Source organism: Enterobacter sp. WPR_3_1 (assembly GCF_003635055.1).
Classification (GTDB): Bacteria; Pseudomonadota; Gammaproteobacteria; order Enterobacterales; family Enterobacteriaceae; genus Enterobacter; species Enterobacter ludwigii.
Genome location: NZ_RBXU01000015.1, coordinates 111077 through 132631 on the forward strand (window position 1 = coordinate 111077; position 21555 = coordinate 132631).

Below are 21555 nucleotides of genomic sequence, written 5' to 3' on the forward strand. Positions count from 1 at the left end.
TATTTATTACGCATTATATAAAGGCTGATCACCAGCACGATATAAGAATGATGACCAGTTAGCAGGAACATTAAGTGAAGCAATACCACTACGTGAAGTTGTACACATCACATAGATATAATTCCAGTTACCACGACCTACAGGCGGAACATATATAGAATTCAATCTGAAAGATGTAGAACTACCACCGTTACCAGCATCATAATAATAGAGATTAGTTAAACCAATTCCATCACCACCCATACGAATATAGAAGTATTGACGTTCATATGAGGTTAAACTAATTGATAAATCACTATCAAAATAACGTGGAAAATCTTCACCACGAATACGCAACGCTATATGGTGTTGGTTTGCTACTGGATCTAATGCGGCCTGACCACCTGAAACAGTACGTGAACCAAAGATAAACGGTACAGGGTTGATACCCGTCGATTGAGGACGGCAAATGTCACCTACGATACGTGCGGCACTTAGAGTACCAAGAATGTTACAGTTTTCATTGATAGTAACGTTGTTAAGTACACCAGAAGTTGCCTGGATATTCCCACGTACAGTTACGTTACCAAAGTTGGCTGTACCGTTCTTGTTAATCATCCAACCGTTTACACCATCCCAATTACTGGATTGTATCTGCTGGCTGATCTTCGCTGAGTCGATCACGCCGTCCATGATGTGGGCGTTACGGATAGCGGCATTGGCAATTTTAGTATTGTCGATTGCGGCATCCTGAATTTTCGCACGGGAAACGGAAAGGTTATTTATCATAGCCTCATTGATGCTCGCTGATGCTATCACCGCTGAGTTGATATAAGTCTTACCCCCCTGAACCACAAAAGGATATACCCTGTCTGATAGCTTGGCACTGTCTGTACTTATGATGCTAAAGCGATCCGCCATGACGGTAAACACCGATGTTTTTTCATCTGCTGCTAAGGCAATGCCCGTTACGTTACCGTTGTTTGATACCTGTAGCTGCCAGCGTGAACCAAGTTCATCTACGATCTGTTTCTCAACAATGCCAGTAGCCGTATCACTGTTAAGTAGACTATCAATAACGTCTTCGTTCAATTTACTGTACGGTACTTTCGTGTTTTGGTTAAAACCGATAGTAGGCGACCATACCAGTTCATCCTGGCCGAACACGTCATAGGCTGCTACACGTGCGAACCATGAACCATCTTCAATACCAAACGATGCTGAATAGCGGTTAGCACTACTAAAGTACTTCGAGCCTGAGCTAAACCCCTCATCAAGTGCGATTTGAAGAACTACCCCCGCATAATCCGGTACGTTTGATTCTGTCCAGTCAATGAACACGGAATCATAACCACTCTTCAAATTGATCCCTAACAACTGTGGATGCTGTGGGTTACTAACTTCAATCTGAACTTCTTCACTATAGATACCTGTACCCCAACCATGAGCGATGATCCCAAACACACGGTAACGGCTAAGGCCATCACTGGTATTCATTGAATATGAGTACGTCCAGTTGCTTGTAGTGGTGTAGTACGATGTGATGTAGTTCCTGTATCGGTCATACACACGAATTTCATAGTGTTTGAAGAAATCAGCAAATGTTTTCCCATTTACGGCTATGTTAGCCTGATCATCCCAACGGAAAATAAAATCTTGAGCATACGTCTGGTTTAAACCTACATCATCATTCATCATGTCAAGGTTAGTAATCTTCGGTAGAGCAAAAATAACTTGTGGTGTTTGATTATAGATTGCTACTAAATCGGATGAATAACCTAATGTGTTATACGCCTCAATAGCAAAATCGTACTGTACACCATATAAAAGATTTAATATCTCAAAGCTCGTTGAGTACTGCCCTACGTTACCAATGCTGATCCAAACACTGGAATCACTGCGTTTATAACGAATCTTATAACCACGTACAGTTGTATCCTGTGATAAATCCCATGTTAATAGAACGGTGTTACCTGATGCCGTAGCCCCTAAGCGTTGAGCCTGTAGGTTACTTGGCGGTTCTACGTATGTTGGATTAGGTAGATTGGTCAATCCATCTTGTGGGAATTGTCCCGGATCTTTTCCTTGATATATACCATCATCATATGAAATCGCTGTAATCTGGATAATGCCTGTTTTATCTACGGTCATTGGTACAGTACGTTGAATACATCTGTACTTATTATTACTAAATCCAGCTTCTTTAAAATCAATTGTAAACACATCATATACTTTCATGTCTGTTACATAGGTATTGAAAGTAATCGTGTTCGTAATGTATTTAGATTTTAGTAATTCAATGTTACTAAGAATAGCAAGCTGATCTTTATCCTGTACCCAAAGGTAGTTTAAATCCTTCTTGATAATATAACCATCTTTAGCAATGGATGCGTTACTAATAGCATCACTTGGATAACGGATAATATCTTGTGAATAGTCATTGCCAGGGTTTGTATAAGTACTGTCCATTGTATTAAAATAATCAGACTTAGAACCCGTAGTGATGTTCACGCTACCTAGAATGTTTGTTTCATCAAAATGAACACTTGGAATATCTGGAGCATCTACCGTTAGATAGTACATACCATTTGATTCATACAGTACACCACCAAATGTCTGTAGAATATTTTCAATGTTTTCCTTAAATGATTTATCGTACTGAATATTTCCGTTTGAATAGAAATGATTATTAGCACAATAGTTAGCCATATTACGGAAACTTGTCATATCAATATCATTTGGATTCAAACCAAATCCAAATTCTGTATTAGTGATAAAGTCATATAACTGGCTTGGTGGGTTTGAACTTGGTTTACGTACATTATCAGTTAAGTCATAGATCATACGTCCACGCATTTCTACCGATAATGTATAGTTCTGGTTCGTTAGAATCCCATCAATCAATGAATCGTTGGTTTTCTTGATTACGGTACAGATCTGTACAAGACCATCACCACGCATGTTGTCAGTCCATTGACTACCGCCATACTGACGGGCAAGCGTCATAGAACCACCGTATGAGGGTTTACCAAAACGAACCTCAATTTGTAAGTACTTGCGGTACTTCTCAATCATCATTGACGTAGGTACTTGGCCTTCTGTGGTGATATACGCACCATCAAGCAGTACCGGAGCATTATCAAAATAAATTTGCTTAATTACGCCTTGTGATTGTTCTCCTGGAACCTGACCAATTTCACCAATACTGATAGCATGAATAGTACATAACTGGTTTGATGTACCATTGTAAACATTCTGCCAAACCACAATAGAACCTAATTTGTTATAGGCTACTTCTGTTGCGTTACGGTTAGAACCACCGTATGAAATTGGGATACCAGTACTTGGCGATGTTGATCGGGCGTTATTGCTTCCCGTACTTGGGTACGATACCCCCATTTGACCTACATTCATCATCTGTGATGAGCTGATGTAAGATAGTGCTGCTGTACCAATACCTATAGCTATTACTGCTGCTAAAGCTAAACCTGCTGCGTATGCCGCTGCTGCTGCTGATGCCCCTGCGATAATAGCTACGGCTACTGCTGCTATTGCCATAGTTATTCCCCTTTGAATCTATATATTTTGTCTTTCTCATTTGGGATATATTGAGATACGATATAATTTGTTTTATCCTCGGATAAAATTATGACTTTCCCACGCCAATAAACAGTACTGTGACCTGATGAGATAACAATATCCCCATCAAGTGGCTCTGTTACTAATTGGCCTTTGTCTTTACACAATAGAAGTAAGGTAGAATAGCTACAGTTTTCTTTAGCATATTTTCTACCTGCTGTTGGTGTTGTGTATTTTTGATAGATTTCATCACGGTAATTGCTACCTGTGATCATATCAATTACTGTTAGTACCATGATATGACAATCATTAGTACCGTACACTAATGGTTCACCAACTAAACCACTTAGGTACTCTGTTATAAATCCATTTTTCATTATTTCTTACTACTCTTCCAGAATTGCTCTGAACTATTTAGTATGCCAATTAGATCAAAGAACTTATCACCAGTATGTAATGATTGGTGTACTGATGTACTGGATAACAGACGTTGTGTTTGGTCTAACTTCTTCCACAATGAATTTAGATTTACTGTTGTTTCATTTGTGGTATTACCTGCTGTGTTGTTGAAGTCTGAACTAAAGTAATCAATGTAACCGCTAAACATACGATAGGCATATAGAATGCCCCCTGTAGCTGGGTTAACAATACCCATCCAGATATTAACTTTGGCATCATTCCATAAACCACGTAACGCCATAGATAGATAATCCTGGCTTACGTTACTTACTTTCAATGAAGTACCGTTATTGTTGATTTGGTTCTTTTCTACATAGTTAGCAAATGATGAATCAAGGAAATCAGGTACAGACTTATAATTAATCCCATTATAGTTCTGATCGGCTATGGCATCAGTTAGATATATGTTACTTCCAGTAGCTGGAAGAATATCAATCAACTTAACCATAACCCCACATTGATAGAGTTCTTTTTCTGTTAGAACGGTTTTATTATCACCACGTGTAAGATTCCAGTACGCGATAAGATCCGCATTAGTTAGTACATTGCTTGGAATTGACATAAATTAACCTCTGATGTTTTCGGTTGCGTTTATTGTCACTTCCATAATGTTTGTACTTGGCATCTGATATGCTGCGTTCTGTGGTGTAAGAATAAATGAACCTTGAATATTGTCATATTTCATTATTTCCCCAAGCTGGACGTTTTTGATTAATCCAGGGAAGATAGTAATCACGTTGCCAGTGTTGGCTATGATTCGGTATAGTTTCTTGTGTCCGTTGAATTGAACTAACGTACCAACTTCAAGTGTATTAGCATTAACGGCAATGGATGTTGCCCCCGCCGCCCTTGCTGCTGTTGCCTGTACTTGTGATGTTTGAGTACCGTTGTATGTACTCCACCATCCAAGAGGCATAGAGAATGGTTTGCCCTGACCATATAAAGCGTAGAAGTTAGCGAGTTCAGCACGGTTCATCTTGTTCAAAGTAACTTTGAAACTTAGGGTGAAGTACTGCGAACCAACCACACGTGTAATAGTTTCACCTGTCCATGTTTGGTTTTGGTATTGCGGTATATTGTCCGTTAACATGAACTCACTGATAAGAGTGTTATTTAACATATTATTATTCCTTTAATAGTTAGCCCACAATCCATGTGGGCTATATGATATTTATACGTTATTCTTCTGAGATTTACGTGTTGCCTGAACGATAGTATCAGCGTGTTTATCACACATCTTTTGAAAATCAGCATCGGAAATCTGACCATTACTATTAATAATTAACGGTGCGTCAATTTTAATATCACCAGTACCGCCACTATCTTGATTACTGAGATACTTAGTTAGATCCTGGTTCAATGATTTACCTACGACACGTTCACCCTTTTCAAGGTTGTAAGTACCAGTACTTGGGAGTGAATCCCAACCATCATGGGCTTGACCCTGAATAGTTGTACCTTTGATAGTACTCACGAGCTGAGCACCCTGTGCGGCTACCTGTAGACCTGCTGCGATCCCCATAGGCCAACCAAGTTTGATAGCCTCGGATATACCCTGCTGGATGTTGATCACTGCCTGAGCAATGGCAATACCTTTACTTACGGCAAAAGCTGCCTTAGCCGCTGCTGATGATTCACCGAACACGCCAGCCATGATAGTTCCTACATCACCAGCCCCCGTAGCCCACATACCTAAAGTGTTTGATAGTGCGTCTGCGGTTAATCGACCACGTTTAATATCGGCGTTGGCCTGAATAGCTGTTAGCTGATCCTGGTACTCCTGGAAACCAATTACTTTGGCATCGTATAGAGCTTTAGCCCCATCCTGATTCTCTTGCTGTTCAGTGCTTACTTGCTGTACTTTCGTTGGATCTGGTGAGAAGTCTAACGGGTTTGTATACCCTAATCCCTGGCTTGCTGTGTCACCTGTCCACGTCTTACCCGCTGCCGCTGCTTTGGCTTTAGCTTCTGGTGTGGCATTCGGATCACTGGCAATTGCGGCAATGTTTTGTGCTTGCTTTAATCGGTCTGTTTCAGCAAGCATTTCATCAACCATAGTTTTGTACTTAGTCGCACGGCTTTTATATTGCTGATCTAACATTGCTGTAATTTCAGTTTCACTCTTACCAGCTAATTTACCTGCTGTACTGATACGTTTTTCAATTTCATCTTGTTCATAGTTGAAACGAGTAATACGTATCTGAGCTTCGTTAGTACCGATCTGTGATAACGTTTGTTCTAATAGTGCTTTTGCTCTTTTAGTTTGTTCATTAATTTTATCTTGTGCGGCTTGTGCTTTCTTGGCTGCTGCTTCATCTTTCTTAGCTTTGGCATCACGTGCTTTATCTTCATCGGCTGTTAGGCTTTTTACTAACTTCTCACGGTTAGCTTTATACCCTTCATCAAGTTTAGCTAAATCGGCATTCATTGCCGCTTCATCACCTTTGTAAGCACGTGCTAAAGAATCTTTAATCGTTGCTCGTAGTTGTTGGTGAGTAGCATCAAGAGTATCAATCTGTGCTTGTGTCTTTTGCTTAGCTGATAGATAAGGCTTCAACGCTGAATCAATAACGCTTTTATCTGAACCCTTGTTATATTGTTCTTGTTGTTTGGCTAAAAGATTATGTGCGGCATCAAGATTTGCTAAAAGATTCTCAAAGGTTTTGTTATTAGCTTCTTGTTGCTTCTGTTGTTCCTCTACCACCTGAGCACCATAGATAGAAGAGTTTTTCTGTATCTGCTGTTGGTACTGCTGTTGGTATTCCTGTACTGCCTGTATACCCTGCTTACTCGTAGCTGCTGCGGCTGCTGCCACTGGCTTACTGTTAAGTATCTTAGTCATTAGATCAAGAATATCAGCAAGGCTTTTAGCAACAGGGGCAAGCGTTGAATTTCGCCACGCATCCCACGCTCTTGATAGATTATTTGTTGCCGTTCTATATTCTTCAAATTGTCGTGATTGCTCTGCTGTTAACTGAATAGTTTCATTAGCAAGGCTATTTTGGTACTCTTGTTCGCTACTGAATTCTTTATATACAGTCATGCGTTTAGTAGCATCGTTAGCTACGGTTTCCATCATCTGTACAATCTGAGCCTGACTAAAGCCCATTTTTTTAGCTTGATAGTAAATCTTAGCAATAATATCTTCACCGCTTTCTGCTGCTTTCTGTAACTCAAACATATTCAACTTCAACGGTTGAATTACATCGGTTAGCATAGAGCCAGCGTTATTAGTGATAGCATCGCCTAACTTATCCTTAGCATCTTTCATCTGATCGGCTACTTGATCCATAGTTAGACCTACGGACGCAAACATATTAGCCGCTTGTTGGATCTGTACTATGCCAGTTTGTGATAGTGATGCGGCCTGAAAGACTTCAAACGCCTTTTCTGATTGTTCTTGAACATTGGCTAATGTGGCGGCAATGGCGATACCTGCGACCCCTACCGCACCAGCGAAACCAGACATAGCTTTAGCCGTGGTTGATAGTCCGGTATTGAAACCACCAAATACCCCTCCAGCACGATCACCAAAATCACCTATATCATTTGCCGCGTTTTTTAATGATTTTTGTAGTCCAGATTCATCACCTGTGATTTCAAATATCATTGATTGTTTATTATTGTTTGCCATTTGGCTTTACTCCCATCCAATTAAGCATGTTTGCTTTTTGTTGTTCTGCGATCTTCTTCTCCCTTTCTGCGTGTTGTTCAGCTAAGGTTTTATTTGAAATAATGTTCAATGAATCGAGTTCATAGATACTAAATTTAGGTATATCTTCTTTCTTGATATTGCCAGTACTTAACCATATTGCTTGTAATAGTTCTGTATGCCTGATTTGTTCAATTTGCGAAGAATCAGGATCAACCGATTCTTTGAATACTAATAGGTAGAAGAAAAGCAAAACGGGCATAGTGTAGAGATCATCCACACTACACCCGCTGTTATACAATAAAGATAGTGATAGTCTGAGAATCGGATCGCGTCTTACTTTACCTCTACATCCTCAACATTAAAGGATTTGGCAAACACTTTACCGATCTCGGCATTTAGTTTTAGTTGTACTGTTAAATCAACATTCTGTTCAATTTGTTCAGGTGAATCAAAAATCTGTTTACCACTTTCATCAACCACACAATAGAAAATCGCTTTATATGGATCTGATACTTCTGCGTGTTGGGTAATAGTTGGTAGTTTAATGTATACAGTACATTCTGGTGTTAGTTCTACTGGTGTTAACTTCACACCAATAGCTGTCATAAGATTAGTAAAATCCATTTCGCTTTATCCTTGTTAGTTGGTTTGTAGTATTTAGTACTTACGCACCAGTAACTTCACCAACCGCAATTGGAGCACCAGTAACAGAAACTACGAAATCACGAGTAACCACACCATCAAAATCACCGTTAACTACATCTGAACTTACATAACCGTTTACGATGCTGTAATATGCCGCACCATCTTGATCATCGATGTTCTGATAATAAGTAACTTTAACTTGAATTAGGGTTTGTGCTGCTGCGGCTGCCGCAAGCATTTCTTGACCTGTCGCACCTGGTTTCCAGTTAACAGTTAGAGTTAGATCCGGTACTGAACGAGAACCAAGCAATTTTTTAGCGTACTGTTGACCGAAAGTGTTTACACTAACAACGTTAGATTCCGCACCTGCCGCTGATGGAAAAGCACCAACTTCTTCAACAACAGTAAATGCTGTAGCCTGACCGCCACCCACTGGAGCATTAGCGATTTCAACTTTTACATTATTGCCTACAAAAATAGAATTAAAAGCCATATTTAATATTCCTTTATATATTTGGGGCATCAGTCCTTGATACCCCTTCTGTTTATTTATATATGTTGGTTGTAGTACTTCATGTAAAGTGCTAAACCTCTTAGTAGTTCACCTGTATAGAATCCAAAGAACATAGAGTTATTCTGTGGTGTTGTAGGTGTTCCACTTCTGATAGCTGATGACCAGCCACCATTCATTACGTGATTAGCTGAAACTACGTTATAGTTCTGTTGAATTTCCGCGAATAGTAAATCAAGTAATTCGTGATCTGGATAACCTGCTATTGCCATCATTGAAGCACCAGCAAGCCACAAACCAGACATATGACCTGTAAAGCCATCATAGATAACTTCACCATCATCTTTAAATCGTGTTGGTGCGTGACCATCATTATTTTTCATGAACCACTTTAAGTAATTCATCCAGTTCTTACAGTACGTAATAATATTCTGTGGAATAGCATAATCACCACGTTGATATAACTCATGTACTACATCACAACCAGCAAAGAACGCACGAGGTTCATAACCTGACCATGCTTCTTCATACCAGTGCTGCATAATGAATTGATCCGGTTTACCATCTGGGGCATATGCTAATGCGTCCTGACGGTTCCATACATAAGCCTGAGCACACGGACCAGGTAAAGTAGGATGGAATTTATTAGTAAACCAGTCCTGAGCATCACATAAGAACTTAATACTATTATTTAGTCTGGTTTGATCAATTGTAGTACCTTTGAAACACCATATAGCAGGCAATTGATAACCAGGATATGGTAATCCACGCCAACCGGAATACAATTGAGCATATGGATCTGTGATGTTACTGAATGGTATTAGTCCTGGTGTATATGAAAGACTATCAAGCATGTAATTACGAATTACACAATCACCTAAACGTGCTGTATATCCATTACCAGTACTATCATTGAATGTTAAACTTACCAATACAGAATAATCACCTATACCACCATCGTTATAGAGTGCTGGCAAATCGTTAACACAATACCAATCAATACGACCTGAAACACCATCAACCGGATCGGTATCAAGTAATAGTGTAAAATCTGTACGTCCTGTTAGTGTGGGTTGTCCTGGCTGTTCATCACCTTCTTCATGATCCGGTTGATATGAACTCAATTTAAAATCCAGTACATTAAACGTTTGTGTTACCCATGCCCCGTTACTTGCTGGAAGCATAGCCCACCAACGCCAACCAAGATCATCAATAATACGGATATTAAAATCATCAGCATATGTTCTGTATGTGAATGTGTTTAAGTCCTGTGTTTCATCATCAAAGATCCAGAAACCTACCGTAGAGCTACCGTCAGAATCCATAGTAGTAGAAATCACGTTGTCATAGTACGTTCCAGCGATACCGGAAACATATTGAAGTGAAGTTACTGTATTATCCCCATAATCGGATATCATACGCATATCTGCCGTTAGATATTGTCCACCATCGGGTTTAGCAATACGGGTAAAATGGTTCATCGGTATATCCATAGATATAATACTATTATCAGTATTAGTAATAGGTAAACCGCAACGGTATTTTATTGAACCATCTTCTGTTTTAGTTTTATTCACTGTCATTGCTACAGCAAGACTTAACGGTTTACCTGTAGTATCAACACCACTATATTCAACATGGAATGATGAACTATTATTAAATTTGAACCATATAGATTGTTGCTCAAGTGTTGTTTGTGCTGAGGCACTTTGATTAATTACAATATAGCCATCTGAATCACGTGAATATGTTGCTACCTGATCACTTGGATAGAAATAATCATATGAAATACCATCAGTAAAAGGCGTTAAAGCAAGAGTACTTTTACGAAAGAACATATCAAATTTATCAATATCAGAATAACCAGTACAAGTAATTAGTGAATTCTGCCATGCTAAGTAATAGATACGTTCGCCTGTAATATCCCATAGTAATTTACATGCCTGACAGAACCACAATTCAGCATCTGATGCGTTATCAGAGAAATCAAGCGAACCATAGTTATCAATAGGTACGTTTACTGGCCTGTTGTGCCAACGTTCATTACGCCCCATAAGATAACCACCCTCTGATACAGGATTCTTTGTGGCGTAGTTGAATCGGTAATTGCCGTTTATAGACGTGTCTTTGAGCTGGACTGTACCGATCTGGCTTGTTAGCCCTTCTGCCAGTACATCACCATTGCTATCTACCTTGCGGCCTGTACGGTCAACAATCCAGTCAACATCATAGGTAGGGGCTTTGGTATCCCAATCAATGCTATCTTCACTGGCTAACCAGGCATAGGCAGTTGCGTTAACCTGATTCCAACCAAGACCCGCCCTTTCTGGAAAGGCAAACCATACAGCATCGAGGTATTCACCGTAGTTAGGTGAACCATGAGGTATCTGTGTTTGTCCGTTCGTCCATGTGAACAATACGCCCTTGAACCCGCCATGAGTTGGATACTCTGGATCTAATGGGTAATGTGCCAGTACTGGAGCCTTACCATTACAGATCCAGTTACAACGTAGTGAACCATTAGGTGGATCGGGGAACGCTACACCACGGAAGAACGCCATGTGATAGGCGTTGAAAAAGTCTTTAGCACGTTGTAGGTAGTACGGTTCTTTGGTTGCCTGATACGCATAGATAGCACCAAGGATTGCTAAGGATTGTCCTTCTGTAGTTGCGTCACCGTCCGGTTGTGCTTCCCATCCTGTTTCCGCTATAAAGTGCCTGTTGTTACATAGAACGTTCTGAGGGTTTAGTACATAGTGATCTGTTTTATTGTCATTAACTAAACCCGTATTACGTTCTAAAAATTTCCAATGCCCTTCAATCATCTGTTGGGCATTGCTGATATTTTGTTTTCTTATCATTCTTGTAGATCCGCCATTAGTAAGGAGCCGTACCAGGTACTCCCCCCATCGACAGTTAAGAATTGAATTACATCAATTGAGTTCTGAGTAAAGGTTAATACTGGTTCACGACCATAAGACCAAATAACATTAGAAGGCCATGAAATTTTATTTGCCCCTGTTCCTTGTGTTAAACACATAGTAATAGTTTGGCTATTTAAGTTGCTTCCACTGGCATTGATTACACTTAGTTGTGTTACTGCTGCGGTTAGTGTTGCTTTGAAAACACGTTTACCATCAGACATATCAAGTTCTAAAGTATCTTCTACGTTATTTATTGTTAGGAGGTCTTGAGTGATAGTAACTTTGGTATCAATGTTCGCTTGTAGTGCGGCATCTTTAGCATCAATTTGTGCTTTTGAATACGTTCCAACATCGTTATAGTTCAACGTTACGTTACTATTAAGAGCATAACCGTTAATCGTAGTGATACGTAACGCAAACAATCCGTTACTTTCAGTACGGGAATATACATCACTAATATCTGCTGCTACCAATTGAATGTTAGTACCAGATAATGGCTTGTTATTGATTAAGAACGTCTTAGGTACATAAGTACTATTACTAAATGCCAATGATGCCATATCAGTTAGTTGTGCTGCCGTTAGAGTGATATTGCTACTTAATGGTAATCCGTTAACAGTAACCGTTTTAGCAACAAAGGTATTATTAACCTGAGTCTGTGAATATACATCAAGAATATCTGCGGCTACCAAGTTCAACGCCGTTCCTGATAATGCGTGTCCGTTTAACTGGAATACTTTCGGAACTACGTTTGAATCAATGTAGGTCTTAGAGTAAACATCACTAATATCTGCTGCTACCAAAGTAATGTTAGCTGTAAGTGCTTTACCATTGACAGTACGTGTGATTGGTACGTAGTTACTGAGATCGGTAGCGGCTGCCGCACCAAGTTCTGTTAGCGTTGGTTTATCGGCACTGGTGTAGACCTTGTACCATGCCCCGTTACTTGCTGTAGAGAAGTTACGAAAGTTGAGTACAGGCGTACCGGTTTTGTTCATTACCAGTTGAGTACCGTTAGAACCATCAAGGTTAGTGATACCCAACATATCAACACCTGTTGGTGCGTTGGCTGCTGCGATCTTAACGAATGAGTTACCATCACGGCCTTGATAGCTTGGGAACTCGTTACCGTTCGAACCAACACCCCAATCACCACGATAAAGTTCAACTACAGATTCATCAAGAATACCTGCTGATACCTGGTTTTCTGGTGTGAAGACGTATGAGCGGGTAACAACCTGATCCATATCTGACGTATCTGATACGCTGGATAAGTACCCGTTATAAAGCACATAGTTTACGGTAGTATCGTTTGAACCTTCATCAAGCATTTCTACTTTGACTTGTACTAACTGCTGAGAATCAACAGCAGAATCAAGTACGGCGTTTTCACCTGGAACGTAGTTAACTTGAATAGTCATATCACCATATGAACTATCGCCCGCTACTTTAGAGGTGTAAGTACTATTATATGTTTCTACAGTTGAAACAGAAGTTGATTCACTAAAACTTGGAAACGCTGAAAGGTTTTCAACTTGAACAAAAGTACGGGCATTTGGATCAACGTTGGTTGTATCGGTATTAATCCATACTGTAGTTAGATTCCCTAAAAATGTTTGAGCCATAATTATTCCCCATAGCTAAAAGATAGTGTTTGCGTGTGAACATATGCGGTTTCCGTGGCTTCTGCTTGAGAAGTCATTAGACTATCTTCAACTCGGATATTGAATAATGGCATTGGAAGTTGCTGGTTTAGTTCATCAAAGAAACCAGATGTATAAAGTGCTTCAAGAATCTTTTCTATTTCATCCGAAGCACCTTTATATGATTGCCCGACAGCTACAAACTCAACTCGAAATTCACATAAATTTCTGATAGTTGATGGTACGATTTGATTGTTTACAATTTGATTTGCTTTGGCTATCTGAGTACGTTGTACTGAAGAATCACCAATATAAACCATTGTGGTATCATCTACTGTTGCTTTTGATGGATATTGTAGATTAACAATTACTGCTAATTTATTAATCAAATATTTTCTTATTGTATAGTCTGCCGTGAACATATTATATTTCCTCTTCTAAATCGATCTTGCGAATATAGTGATAGTTAGAGATACCGCTTGTATCATCATCTATTCTATTTACTAGGTATTCGGTGTTATCAATTGTGAAGGTACTATTTAGTTTAATTCCTGATTTGGCACTAAAATATGTTACGGTAGTTTGACTATCATCGAAAAAAAGCTCGTCTTGTTCAAAAATTACGGTAATCGTTATTGATACACCATCTTGAACAATGACGAGCTTTTCACCAAAAGCATTAAGTAGTGACTCTATTTGCGAGTTACTAAGAAATGCTTTCATTTGTCATACCTGTATTAAGCTAGGTTTAGTACTAGGAATGCTTCATCGTGTGCTAGAGCATGAGATTGGAAGCTGAAAGTACGTAGAACAATGCCCATAGAGTTACGTTGAGTTGTATCATCGCGATCCATAGTTACTGAACCCCATTGAGCCATGATGATATTTGACCAATCGCCAAACACAATAGCACCAGCGGCAACTTGAGTAGATTCAATAATACGTACTGAATCAGCTAGGATACCGTCACCCATATAGCCTTGTAGCAAGTACTTAGCAGCGGTGTTAGAACCATCTAGAGTAGTACGTAATACCGCAGCGGTAGTAGGATGTACAATAGCAACTACATTCTCAACACGTACATTAGCAGCAGCTAGAGTAGCTAGAGCACTAATAACATCGGTTTTGGTTAGAGCAGCAGTTAGGGTTACTTCTGGAGCCTTAGCAACAACATCATCAAGAATTAGACGTTCTAGTTTTAGAGCAGCACCCTTAACCATCGCATCTTGAATATACTGTTCAGCAGTACTAGCAGATTTGATTAGAGTACGAGTTAGTTCAACAGAACCGGTAAAGATTTCTGGCTTTAGAGTGATCTTCTCAAAAGCGGCGTTATAAGATGGTGATGGAGCACCTTCTGTAACATAACCGAAGTTATCAGTGAAATCAGCAGATAGTTTAGGTAGAACTAGATTACCTTCACCTTCTAGATTTGCGAATACTTGTACAGGTAGAGTAGCAAATACTGACTGAGCACGTAGCACATCAATATAAGAATCTGCGTATACTTCTTTAACTAGAGCAGCACCGCCAACAGTAGTAGAAGTACGGACGAAATCACCCGCAGGGATTTCAGTTTTACCAGCAAAATTACCTTCACTTAGTGAACGAATTAGGCCATTTAATACGGATTTTTCCATTTTGATTTCCTTATCATGATTTGGATTTGTTTTTGTATTTAGTGTGCGTTTGAAGTCCTCAACTGAAATTCCATTTTCAATTGCTTCAGACACATCAATATTTAGAACTACGCCGATTGATTCCAATTCACGTTTACGTTCCACTTCTTCTGTAGAATTTTCCACTTCAGAATCATCAGTACTTTCTTGTACTTCTTCGCGTTGTTCTTCAACGTCGATTTTATTTATCATTTGTTCAAGCAAGTCTGGACGATTAGCCATTAGTGCTAATAGTTCTTCATCGCTCATACGTACTTCTTCAGATTCTTCTACTTCTTCTTGTTCGGTAATTTCTTCTTCAGTTTCAACTTCAGTACTAATTACTTCTGATTCATCTTTGATTTCAGGTTCAGTACTTTCAATTTCATTTTCATCTTCCATGATCATATCCTTCTGGTTGTCATCATTGTTATTTATCAATGAACGACCAACACCAGCCGATACATCAGCAGGTACAGTTACCAGTGATATTTCATATGGGGTGAAATGAGTTACGTAGATAATGTTACCTTCAATATGGTAATCATTAACCGTGTAACCAAAGCTAATATGTGTTAATACACCTTCATTGATTTGTTCCCATTCTTTTTCCGAAGCATTGGAAATCTGTAATACAGCACGACCTACTTTATCTGAATCAATACGTGCTGATAGTACTTTGCCAATCAAATGATCTCGGTCATGATTGAAAAGTACTGCCCCTGAATTGTTCAAACGCGATAGGTCTACATTTTCTGGATTACATAGAAGTACTTCGTTATATAACTTTCCTTCTATTTCACGTGCTACAGGAGTTTCAGAACAAAAAGCAACTTCAACGGTACGATTATCAGAATTAATCGCCGTTGGTAGGGTTAATTCCCTCGTCTGGTTTTTGATTTTCATCTAGAACTTCCTTGTTCATATTTTTCTCATTCTCTATTTCTTGAAGTACAACACGTGGATCACCGCCCATTTCACTAATTACCTGTGTACGGGATTTCAAACCAGCATCAATAGCAGCTACTTCACATTGAATATCCTTCAATGGATCAAGTGAAATAGGTTTAGTAGGGATATAACGAGCACATACAAGATCATCGAAATCAGAAAAACTTAATTTCAACTTACTATTATTTAGCATTTCATTCTTTAACCAAGCTGTATAAATTGGCTTGAGTACTTTATTTATGAGTACATTAGTTCTAGTACTGAAAGTTGTAGCTTGTAGGCGTTCGGCAAGTTTCGCAGCACTAAATGACGCATCAGCAGTACTTCCCATTAGGGATTGCTTAGTGACGTTTAAGCCCATTGAAATATTATCAAATAGTACATCGGTGAATTCTGCTATGCCGTCAACACCATTACGAGGATCTACCGATTTAACATCTTGATTAGCATTTAATTCAAAGATAGCACCAGGCTCTAAGTACTCGTTATAAATCGCTGTATCTTGTTCACCTTCAGATAGTGCTAATTCATTGTTACTTCCATTATTGGTAATAAATGTGGTTACACTGGCTGAGATTCGTTTAGCAAGTAATGCCGCTTCCTGGAAGTTCTTTAGGTCTGCTAATACTTTAGTACTGGCAATTAGATCCGGTATACCGCGTTCCTGTGTGGCATCATCCATAACAAAGTAATGTAGGATTTCACTTGCTGGTACAACTTCATAACTAGTAGCATCATATGTATATATTACTGGATTATATTTAGCGAAATAGTAGTTTACAGGTTGACGGTACTTGTTATATTCAATTCCATTACTGATATATCCATCTGCCAGTGCTGCGTTATTCAATTGAGTCAATCTAGCAGAATCAATAATTTCAATTTTGATTGAGCGGTTGAAATTATGAATACGTACAAACGCTTCACCATCACGGCAGCGGTGTTTCTCTAGTACTTGTGCGAATAAATCAAAAGTCATTGAGCCATCAATAGAGAATTTACTAGCATCATAAGCCCAACGATCAAATAGTTTTTCTAGTTGTTGGTTAATGGTATGTTTGGTTTCTTCATCAACATCAATATCTACTGATGGTTTTACATAGATACCATTACTGCCTACTACACCATCTACAGAAAGCATCATGTACTTACGTGCTATTGGGTTTACTAGTGTTGCGTCACGTGATTGATTACGCCATTCTGATAAATGCCATTTAATGATGTTATTAATACTTACTGAGTTAGTACCGACACCAAAGCCGAAAGCATTCACACCATTACTAGTTGTACGAATCTGGTTTAAATCACGTTGTAATGTTTTACCAACATGTTCACGGACTTCATTAGTTTTCTGTACTGGTTTTGGTTGTTCTGGTTGTTTTTTCTTAAACCACATTAGCGAGTACCCCAACGATTTGGATAGTTAGGATCTCGGAATACAGTCATACTCTTAAATGGTTTACTTGAACCGGATGTAGATTGACCATTCATTTTAGCCCATAGAGAATTAGCACGTTCAATATAACGAGCACGGATTGCTTCTAAGTTTGCTAATGACTCACTAACTAGAGTTTTATTATTAATTGTAATGCTGTAGTTAGCACCACATTGTATTTTTGCTTCAATTACCGCTTCGATCTCTTCAATCATCTTACGAATACGTGCGTATTCTTCAGTATGTTTAGTTGGATCGATTACTTCACATTGGGAAGTACTGGCAATGCCATTAGTAATAGTTGTACAGAATAGCTTTTCTGAAGCAACGTTATTTTCAAAGGTGATAGTAAATGAACCTTCACTATCACTATTACTGTTATCTAATGTAATTGAATTACCAGTACTGAGATATGAAATAACGAAAAGTGTTTTAGCAGGAATTGTTACAGAGTAATCATATGGGTTTGAAACCATATAAATCTTTTCTGGTAAAATTGCCATTGGATATCCTTATCATTTTACGTTTTTCCAAACCAGTTTGAACCCACACCAGTACGCCTAGAACGTCTGGTACTTTGGGTAGGTTGTGATTCTTCTGGTTTATTTATCTTTTGTGGTAATGATTTGGCTTTATGTTCGCGTAGTTTTCTAAACGGTTGCGTACCTAATTGTGATTGGGAATATACGATTGCGATCATTCCATAGACCAGACAATCTAGAGCCTCATTTCTCTTCTGCCCTTTCTTTAGTCGCCATACTAATTTACCACCAGCAGGTTTTAACTCTTCGGCAGATAGTTGTTCAAAGTAATCTGATGGTAGAGTACTGGAAAAGCGTAATTGAATTGGTGCGTTCTCCGCTTCAGTACTGAGCATCAAGTTTAAAAGTTTACGAATAGTATTCTTTTGCTCGTGAACATTTAGGATCTGAAGTTTATATCCGGCCTGTGTACTCTGTTTGAATAGGTCACTTGTAGTACTGCTACTGCCCTTGATTGGATGATACTTAGCCCAACGTGCGGTAAACTTCTTAACTGTATCTGTAGCGTTACCGTTCGAACTATCCACGAATACAGCAAGTGTAGGTACTATGCGACCGTCAACACTTCGGAAATCTTGACGGCAAAACTGATCTAAGTCCTTCCATGCTTGAGATTCAATCTTTGTACAGTCATGACCATAGAAAAATTCATGTCCAAGTACATAAATATTCTTCTCGTCAAAGCCTAATATAGTTGCTTCACATCGATCTAATTGTTGGTCTACTGCTATTGTTATGCCTAAAGTACTTTCAGGTATTTTATGTAGATTAAATTCATCTTCTCTTAGTGATTCCAATCGAAGTATATCTAGTTCTTTTGCGTATTCATCTTCATAGGGTAATCCCAATTCATTATTATAAAATGTTTGAAGATTGAAATTATAAAGAGCATCGGCAAACTTACTAACCATTTCTGAAATAGTATTCAATGGGGAATACATACGCGAAATCTGATAGCCTACTACACCCGGATCACCATCAGTACTAGTAGCTATCCATCGACCGTTATCGATCATTTGGTGGCGTGTATGCTCGTCTATCTCTTCCTGACAATGAGGACAAATTAAACGTGTAGTTGTACTGTCTGGTATTGCTCTACCATTTTCAAGTTGTTTGAATTCAAATGCTACTTGTTCCCATTCAAAAGTATATTCATGACCGCATGTGTGAGTGACGTACCAACGGCGTTTATCTGATAGATTATATTCACTGTTAATCAAATCATCTTTATATAATGGGGTACTTGAAATAGCAACTAGAGCATCATCACCGAAAGTACTAGTACGTGCTTCTGCTAGTTTAATTGGATTACCTTCATTAGTAACACCTACGTTTGATACTTCATCAAGTAGAACTACACGGCAAGTAATACCACGTAGGTTTCCTGGTGTATTTAGGTTAAGCCAGTATACAAAAGTACCGTTTACCATTTGTGTTTGCTTCGCGTTATTCGCGGCGTTCTTATCGTTCTTATCTGTTACTAAGGGCTTGAGTACTTCGCTAGTTTCAATAGCTGGTAGAAATTTACCATCCTTGAATTTTTTCACTTCAGATTCAGAACTACTACCAAAAGCAAAGTTACATGGATCATTTGCCATAAGGTTAAATGCTATTGATTGTAGTACTGTGGTTTTCAAAAGCTGAGAACAAGACTGTAAAACGATCTTCTTTGTACTTCTATATTGTGCTATATCCATTGGTTCGCGTTGAAAAGAAAACGGAACCCAATCAAGACCCATATTAGGACCATCTACAAACTTTACTACACCGTTACTTATCCATTGGCTTGTTTTCTGTATCTTCGGTGGCTGTATAGTCGGCAGTACTTTCATCAGTACATGCGTTAATTTCTTCTTGTTCGTTTCCATCTTCTAATATTTCTTCATCCGTGGGTAGTTCAAATTCCATGCTTCCTAGCTGGAATAAAGTACTATCAATATGTTGTTTTAATATATCTCGTAAATCTTTTGCGTCTGTCTGTGCGAATAACTCTAAGTATGTTTTACTAGGGATTGCTCTCATTGCGGTTTTAACTTGAAAGAGGTATTCAGTTAATACTTGTTCAAGATATTCAGTACTAACTACCGTTCCATGTTTCACCTGTAATTCAAGTTCAGATAATGCCGCTTCTGCTTTTAGTTTACGTAGACGTTCTTGATCTATTTGTTCGCGTGTATCGGTATTACGTAATGGTAGAATTACATTCTGTACTATCCATGCTCGTGTATCAGCTTCTTCAGTACCTTCACCAATTGGCATACCCTGTGCTTTCCATTCGCGAACTGTGCTTTCGTTATACCCGTACTGCTTCGCAAGCTGATTCATGCTAATGTTCTTATTCATCTGTTTAACGTTTCGCCTCTTTATTATTTTTTCACATATATTTAAAACAAAGTGCGTCGAAATCTACGCGGTGTTTTAAAGCCCAAAGAGAACCTAAATGAAAAAAGTTCTCATATTGTCGAGTTATTTTTCTTTTCTGAATTGATTGATCAATAGAGCAATTCGATAGTTATCTATAGGTCTACCGTTCAATGATTCATCTTGAAATAGTTCCTGAGTCAAGCACTGTAGATAGTCGAGGTGTACTCGCTCTGAGCCTTTGTAATCGTCTATTGTGTTCCAGTCATAAACCCATCTACCGATTGTGTAGCTGTTCTGGTGATTCACTGTGATGTATTTATAGCTGAGTACTAAACGGTGTTGGTTGATGAATAGCTTGTATGATTCATCAAACGTGATTTGAGCGTTGATTAGCTTATCTGAGCGGGAATACTCATAACCTGTATAAGTACCGTCTATGAGCTGGTAGAGCCTTTAGGGAAGTGTAATGTGATGTTCATTGGTTTACCCCATAGTTGTTGTCTATAGGGTATTTACTATGGTGTTAGAGAAGGTTGTTTATCTTGTCAAACGGTACTGATCGGTACAGGTATCCTTGTACTGCCGTTACTCCAGCATCGCGTAGTACTGGTAGCTCCTGGCGTTGCTCTACTCCCTCCACGATCACATACGGGCAGTAGTTCATGATGTTCTTCATCAGTACGTTGAATGTAGGTTTCTGTACTTCCTCGCGATAGAACGCCCTATCGATTTTGACCGCCTCATAGCATCCAGTAGTTAACGCTGCGACGTTAGCCCGACCGGAACCAAGGTCATCAAGAAACAAACGATAGCCTACGTTTAACAGGGTACTAAGTACCGGGTGTTTGATACCCAATTCCAGCCCTTCAAAGTCCTCTGAGATTTCTAACCTTACGAATTCTAGCTTATCCAATAATCTCGTTACATCAGTATCAAACACACATAGCTGTGCCTGTACGGTATCAATGTTAACGGTACAGAAAAGCCGGTGATCCCTGAACCATGACGCCTGTAATTCGATGGCCTGTAGTTGTCGCTTAAGTAGTTCCTTCTTCGCTTCAACAGACATGGCCATTATGAAGTACTTGCTGTTCAGTACAGGCAAGTCCTGGCGATGGAAACGGGTTAAAAATTCACAACCTACCAGTTGGCCTGAAGTTGTCATGATCGGCTCTGCTATAAAGCTAGTTATTATCATCTAATTGATCTC

Annotated in this window: 18 protein-coding genes; all 18 read right to left on the reverse strand. The window is 39.0% G+C overall.

The window, feature by feature from the left end; all coding sequences use genetic code 11:
- Positions 1 to 6 precede the first annotated feature (6 nt).
- The 18 genes from BJ887_RS21420 to BJ887_RS21500 all read right to left on the reverse strand — a co-directional run bounded on the left by BJ887_RS21420 (position 7) and on the right by BJ887_RS21500 (position 21510).
- Positions 7 to 3537, reverse strand: a complete 3531-nt coding sequence (locus BJ887_RS21420) for a fibronectin type III domain-containing protein (RefSeq protein WP_121340402.1) — start codon at positions 3535 to 3537, stop codon at positions 7 to 9.
- 2 nt (positions 3538 to 3539) lie between these two features.
- Positions 3540 to 3935 (reverse strand): DUF6950 family protein, encoded by a 396-nt coding sequence (locus tag BJ887_RS21425; protein WP_063923678.1) that lies wholly within the window; start codon positions 3933 to 3935, stop codon positions 3540 to 3542.
- Entirely contained in the window at positions 3935 to 4579 is a 645-nt protein-coding gene (locus BJ887_RS21430; protein WP_052686746.1) for a hypothetical protein, read from the reverse strand. Before BJ887_RS21430 ends, BJ887_RS21425 begins: the two co-directional genes overlap by 1 nt.
- A gap of 3 nt (positions 4580 to 4582) precedes the next feature.
- Positions 4583 to 5137, reverse strand: a complete 555-nt coding sequence (locus BJ887_RS21435; RefSeq protein ID WP_121340403.1) for a hypothetical protein — start codon at positions 5135 to 5137, stop codon at positions 4583 to 4585.
- A gap of 51 nt (positions 5138 to 5188) precedes the next feature.
- A complete protein-coding gene (locus BJ887_RS21440) occupies positions 5189 to 7651 on the reverse strand; it encodes a hypothetical protein (protein ID WP_121340404.1) in 2463 nt (820 codons plus the stop codon).
- Positions 7638 to 7949, reverse strand: a complete 312-nt coding sequence (locus BJ887_RS21445) for a hypothetical protein (protein WP_126534640.1) — start codon at positions 7947 to 7949, stop codon at positions 7638 to 7640. Before BJ887_RS21445 ends, BJ887_RS21440 begins: the two co-directional genes overlap by 14 nt.
- A 56-nt stretch (positions 7950 to 8005) precedes the next feature.
- Entirely contained in the window at positions 8006 to 8296 is a 291-nt protein-coding gene (locus BJ887_RS21450) for a hypothetical protein (protein WP_121340405.1), read from the reverse strand.
- Positions 8297 to 8336: 40 nt separating this feature from the next.
- Positions 8337 to 8810 (reverse strand): hypothetical protein, encoded by a 474-nt coding sequence (locus tag BJ887_RS21455; protein ID WP_121340406.1) that lies wholly within the window; start codon positions 8808 to 8810, stop codon positions 8337 to 8339.
- A gap of 56 nt (positions 8811 to 8866) precedes the next feature.
- The gene (locus BJ887_RS21460) at positions 8867 to 11689 is read right to left on the reverse strand and encodes a hypothetical protein (protein ID WP_121340407.1); all 2823 of its coding nucleotides are present in this window, start codon (positions 11687 to 11689) and stop codon (positions 8867 to 8869) included.
- The gene (locus BJ887_RS21465) at positions 11686 to 13377 is read right to left on the reverse strand and encodes a hypothetical protein (protein ID WP_229216872.1); all 1692 of its coding nucleotides are present in this window, start codon (positions 13375 to 13377) and stop codon (positions 11686 to 11688) included. The genes BJ887_RS21460 and BJ887_RS21465 overlap by 4 nt, the downstream gene beginning before the upstream one ends.
- 2 nt (positions 13378 to 13379) lie before the next feature.
- Complete coding sequence (locus tag BJ887_RS21470) at positions 13380 to 13817, reverse strand: hypothetical protein (RefSeq protein ID WP_070556143.1); 438 nt, start codon at positions 13815 to 13817, stop codon at positions 13380 to 13382.
- A gap of 1 nt (position 13818) precedes the next feature.
- Positions 13819 to 14118: a hypothetical protein gene (locus BJ887_RS21475; RefSeq protein ID WP_121340409.1), complete on the reverse strand. Its 300-nt coding sequence runs from the start codon at positions 14116 to 14118 to the stop codon at positions 13819 to 13821.
- Positions 14119 to 14132: 14 nt separating this feature from the next.
- Positions 14133 to 15959: a phage major capsid protein gene (locus BJ887_RS21480; protein WP_121340410.1), complete on the reverse strand. Its 1827-nt coding sequence runs from the start codon at positions 15957 to 15959 to the stop codon at positions 14133 to 14135.
- A complete protein-coding gene (locus tag BJ887_RS21485; protein WP_121340411.1) occupies positions 15910 to 17400 on the reverse strand; it encodes a phage portal protein in 1491 nt (496 codons plus the stop codon). Before BJ887_RS21485 ends, BJ887_RS21480 begins: the two co-directional genes overlap by 50 nt.
- On the reverse strand, positions 17400 to 17942 hold the full coding sequence (locus BJ887_RS23240) for a hypothetical protein (RefSeq protein WP_229216873.1): 543 nt from the start codon (positions 17940 to 17942) through the stop codon (positions 17400 to 17402). The genes BJ887_RS21485 and BJ887_RS23240 overlap by 1 nt, the downstream gene beginning before the upstream one ends.
- 17 nt (positions 17943 to 17959) lie before the next feature.
- Entirely contained in the window at positions 17960 to 19813 is a 1854-nt protein-coding gene (locus BJ887_RS21490; RefSeq protein WP_229216874.1) for a terminase gpA endonuclease subunit, read from the reverse strand.
- Entirely contained in the window at positions 19752 to 20306 is a 555-nt protein-coding gene (locus BJ887_RS21495) for a terminase small subunit (RefSeq protein WP_229216875.1), read from the reverse strand. The genes BJ887_RS21490 and BJ887_RS21495 overlap by 62 nt, the downstream gene beginning before the upstream one ends.
- A gap of 562 nt (positions 20307 to 20868) precedes the next feature.
- Complete coding sequence (locus tag BJ887_RS21500; protein WP_229216876.1) at positions 20869 to 21510, reverse strand: EAL domain-containing protein; 642 nt, start codon at positions 21508 to 21510, stop codon at positions 20869 to 20871.
- Positions 21511 to 21555 lie beyond the last annotated feature (45 nt).

Excerpts from the sequence above, each read along its gene's own strand:
- BJ887_RS21420 (WP_121340402.1), bottom strand. The coding sequence starts at position 3,537 with ATGGCAATAGCAGCAGTAGCCGTAGCTATTATCGCAGGGGCATCAGCA.
- BJ887_RS21425 (WP_063923678.1), bottom strand. The coding sequence starts at position 3,935 with ATGAAAAATGGATTTATAACAGAGTACCTAAGTGGTTTAGTTGGTGAA.
- BJ887_RS21430 (WP_052686746.1), bottom strand. The coding sequence starts at position 4,579 with ATGTCAATTCCAAGCAATGTACTAACTAATGCGGATCTTATCGCGTAC.
- BJ887_RS21435 (WP_121340403.1), bottom strand. The coding sequence starts at position 5,137 with ATGTTAAATAACACTCTTATCAGTGAGTTCATGTTAACGGACAATATA.
- BJ887_RS21440 (WP_121340404.1), bottom strand. The coding sequence starts at position 7,651 with ATGGCAAACAATAATAAACAATCAATGATATTTGAAATCACAGGTGAT.
- BJ887_RS21450 (WP_121340405.1), bottom strand. The coding sequence starts at position 8,296 with ATGGATTTTACTAATCTTATGACAGCTATTGGTGTGAAGTTAACACCA.
- BJ887_RS21455 (WP_121340406.1), bottom strand. The coding sequence starts at position 8,810 with ATGGCTTTTAATTCTATTTTTGTAGGCAATAATGTAAAAGTTGAAATC.
- BJ887_RS21460 (WP_121340407.1), bottom strand. The coding sequence starts at position 11,689 with ATGATAAGAAAACAAAATATCAGCAATGCCCAACAGATGATTGAAGGG.
- BJ887_RS21465 (WP_229216872.1), bottom strand. The coding sequence starts at position 13,377 with ATGGCTCAAACATTTTTAGGGAATCTAACTACAGTATGGATTAATACC.
- BJ887_RS21470 (WP_070556143.1), bottom strand. The coding sequence starts at position 13,817 with ATGTTCACGGCAGACTATACAATAAGAAAATATTTGATTAATAAATTA.
- BJ887_RS21475 (WP_121340409.1), bottom strand. The coding sequence starts at position 14,118 with ATGAAAGCATTTCTTAGTAACTCGCAAATAGAGTCACTACTTAATGCT.
- BJ887_RS21480 (WP_121340410.1), bottom strand. The coding sequence starts at position 15,959 with ATGAAAATCAAAAACCAGACGAGGGAATTAACCCTACCAACGGCGATT.
- BJ887_RS21485 (WP_121340411.1), bottom strand. The coding sequence starts at position 17,400 with ATGTGGTTTAAGAAAAAACAACCAGAACAACCAAAACCAGTACAGAAA.
- BJ887_RS23240 (WP_229216873.1), bottom strand. The coding sequence starts at position 17,942 with ATGGCAATTTTACCAGAAAAGATTTATATGGTTTCAAACCCATATGAT.
- BJ887_RS21490 (WP_229216874.1), bottom strand. The coding sequence starts at position 19,813 with ATGAAAGTACTGCCGACTATACAGCCACCGAAGATACAGAAAACAAGC.
- BJ887_RS21495 (WP_229216875.1), bottom strand. The coding sequence starts at position 20,306 with ATGAATCAGCTTGCGAAGCAGTACGGGTATAACGAAAGCACAGTTCGC.
- BJ887_RS21500 (WP_229216876.1), bottom strand. The coding sequence starts at position 21,510 with ATGACAACTTCAGGCCAACTGGTAGGTTGTGAATTTTTAACCCGTTTC.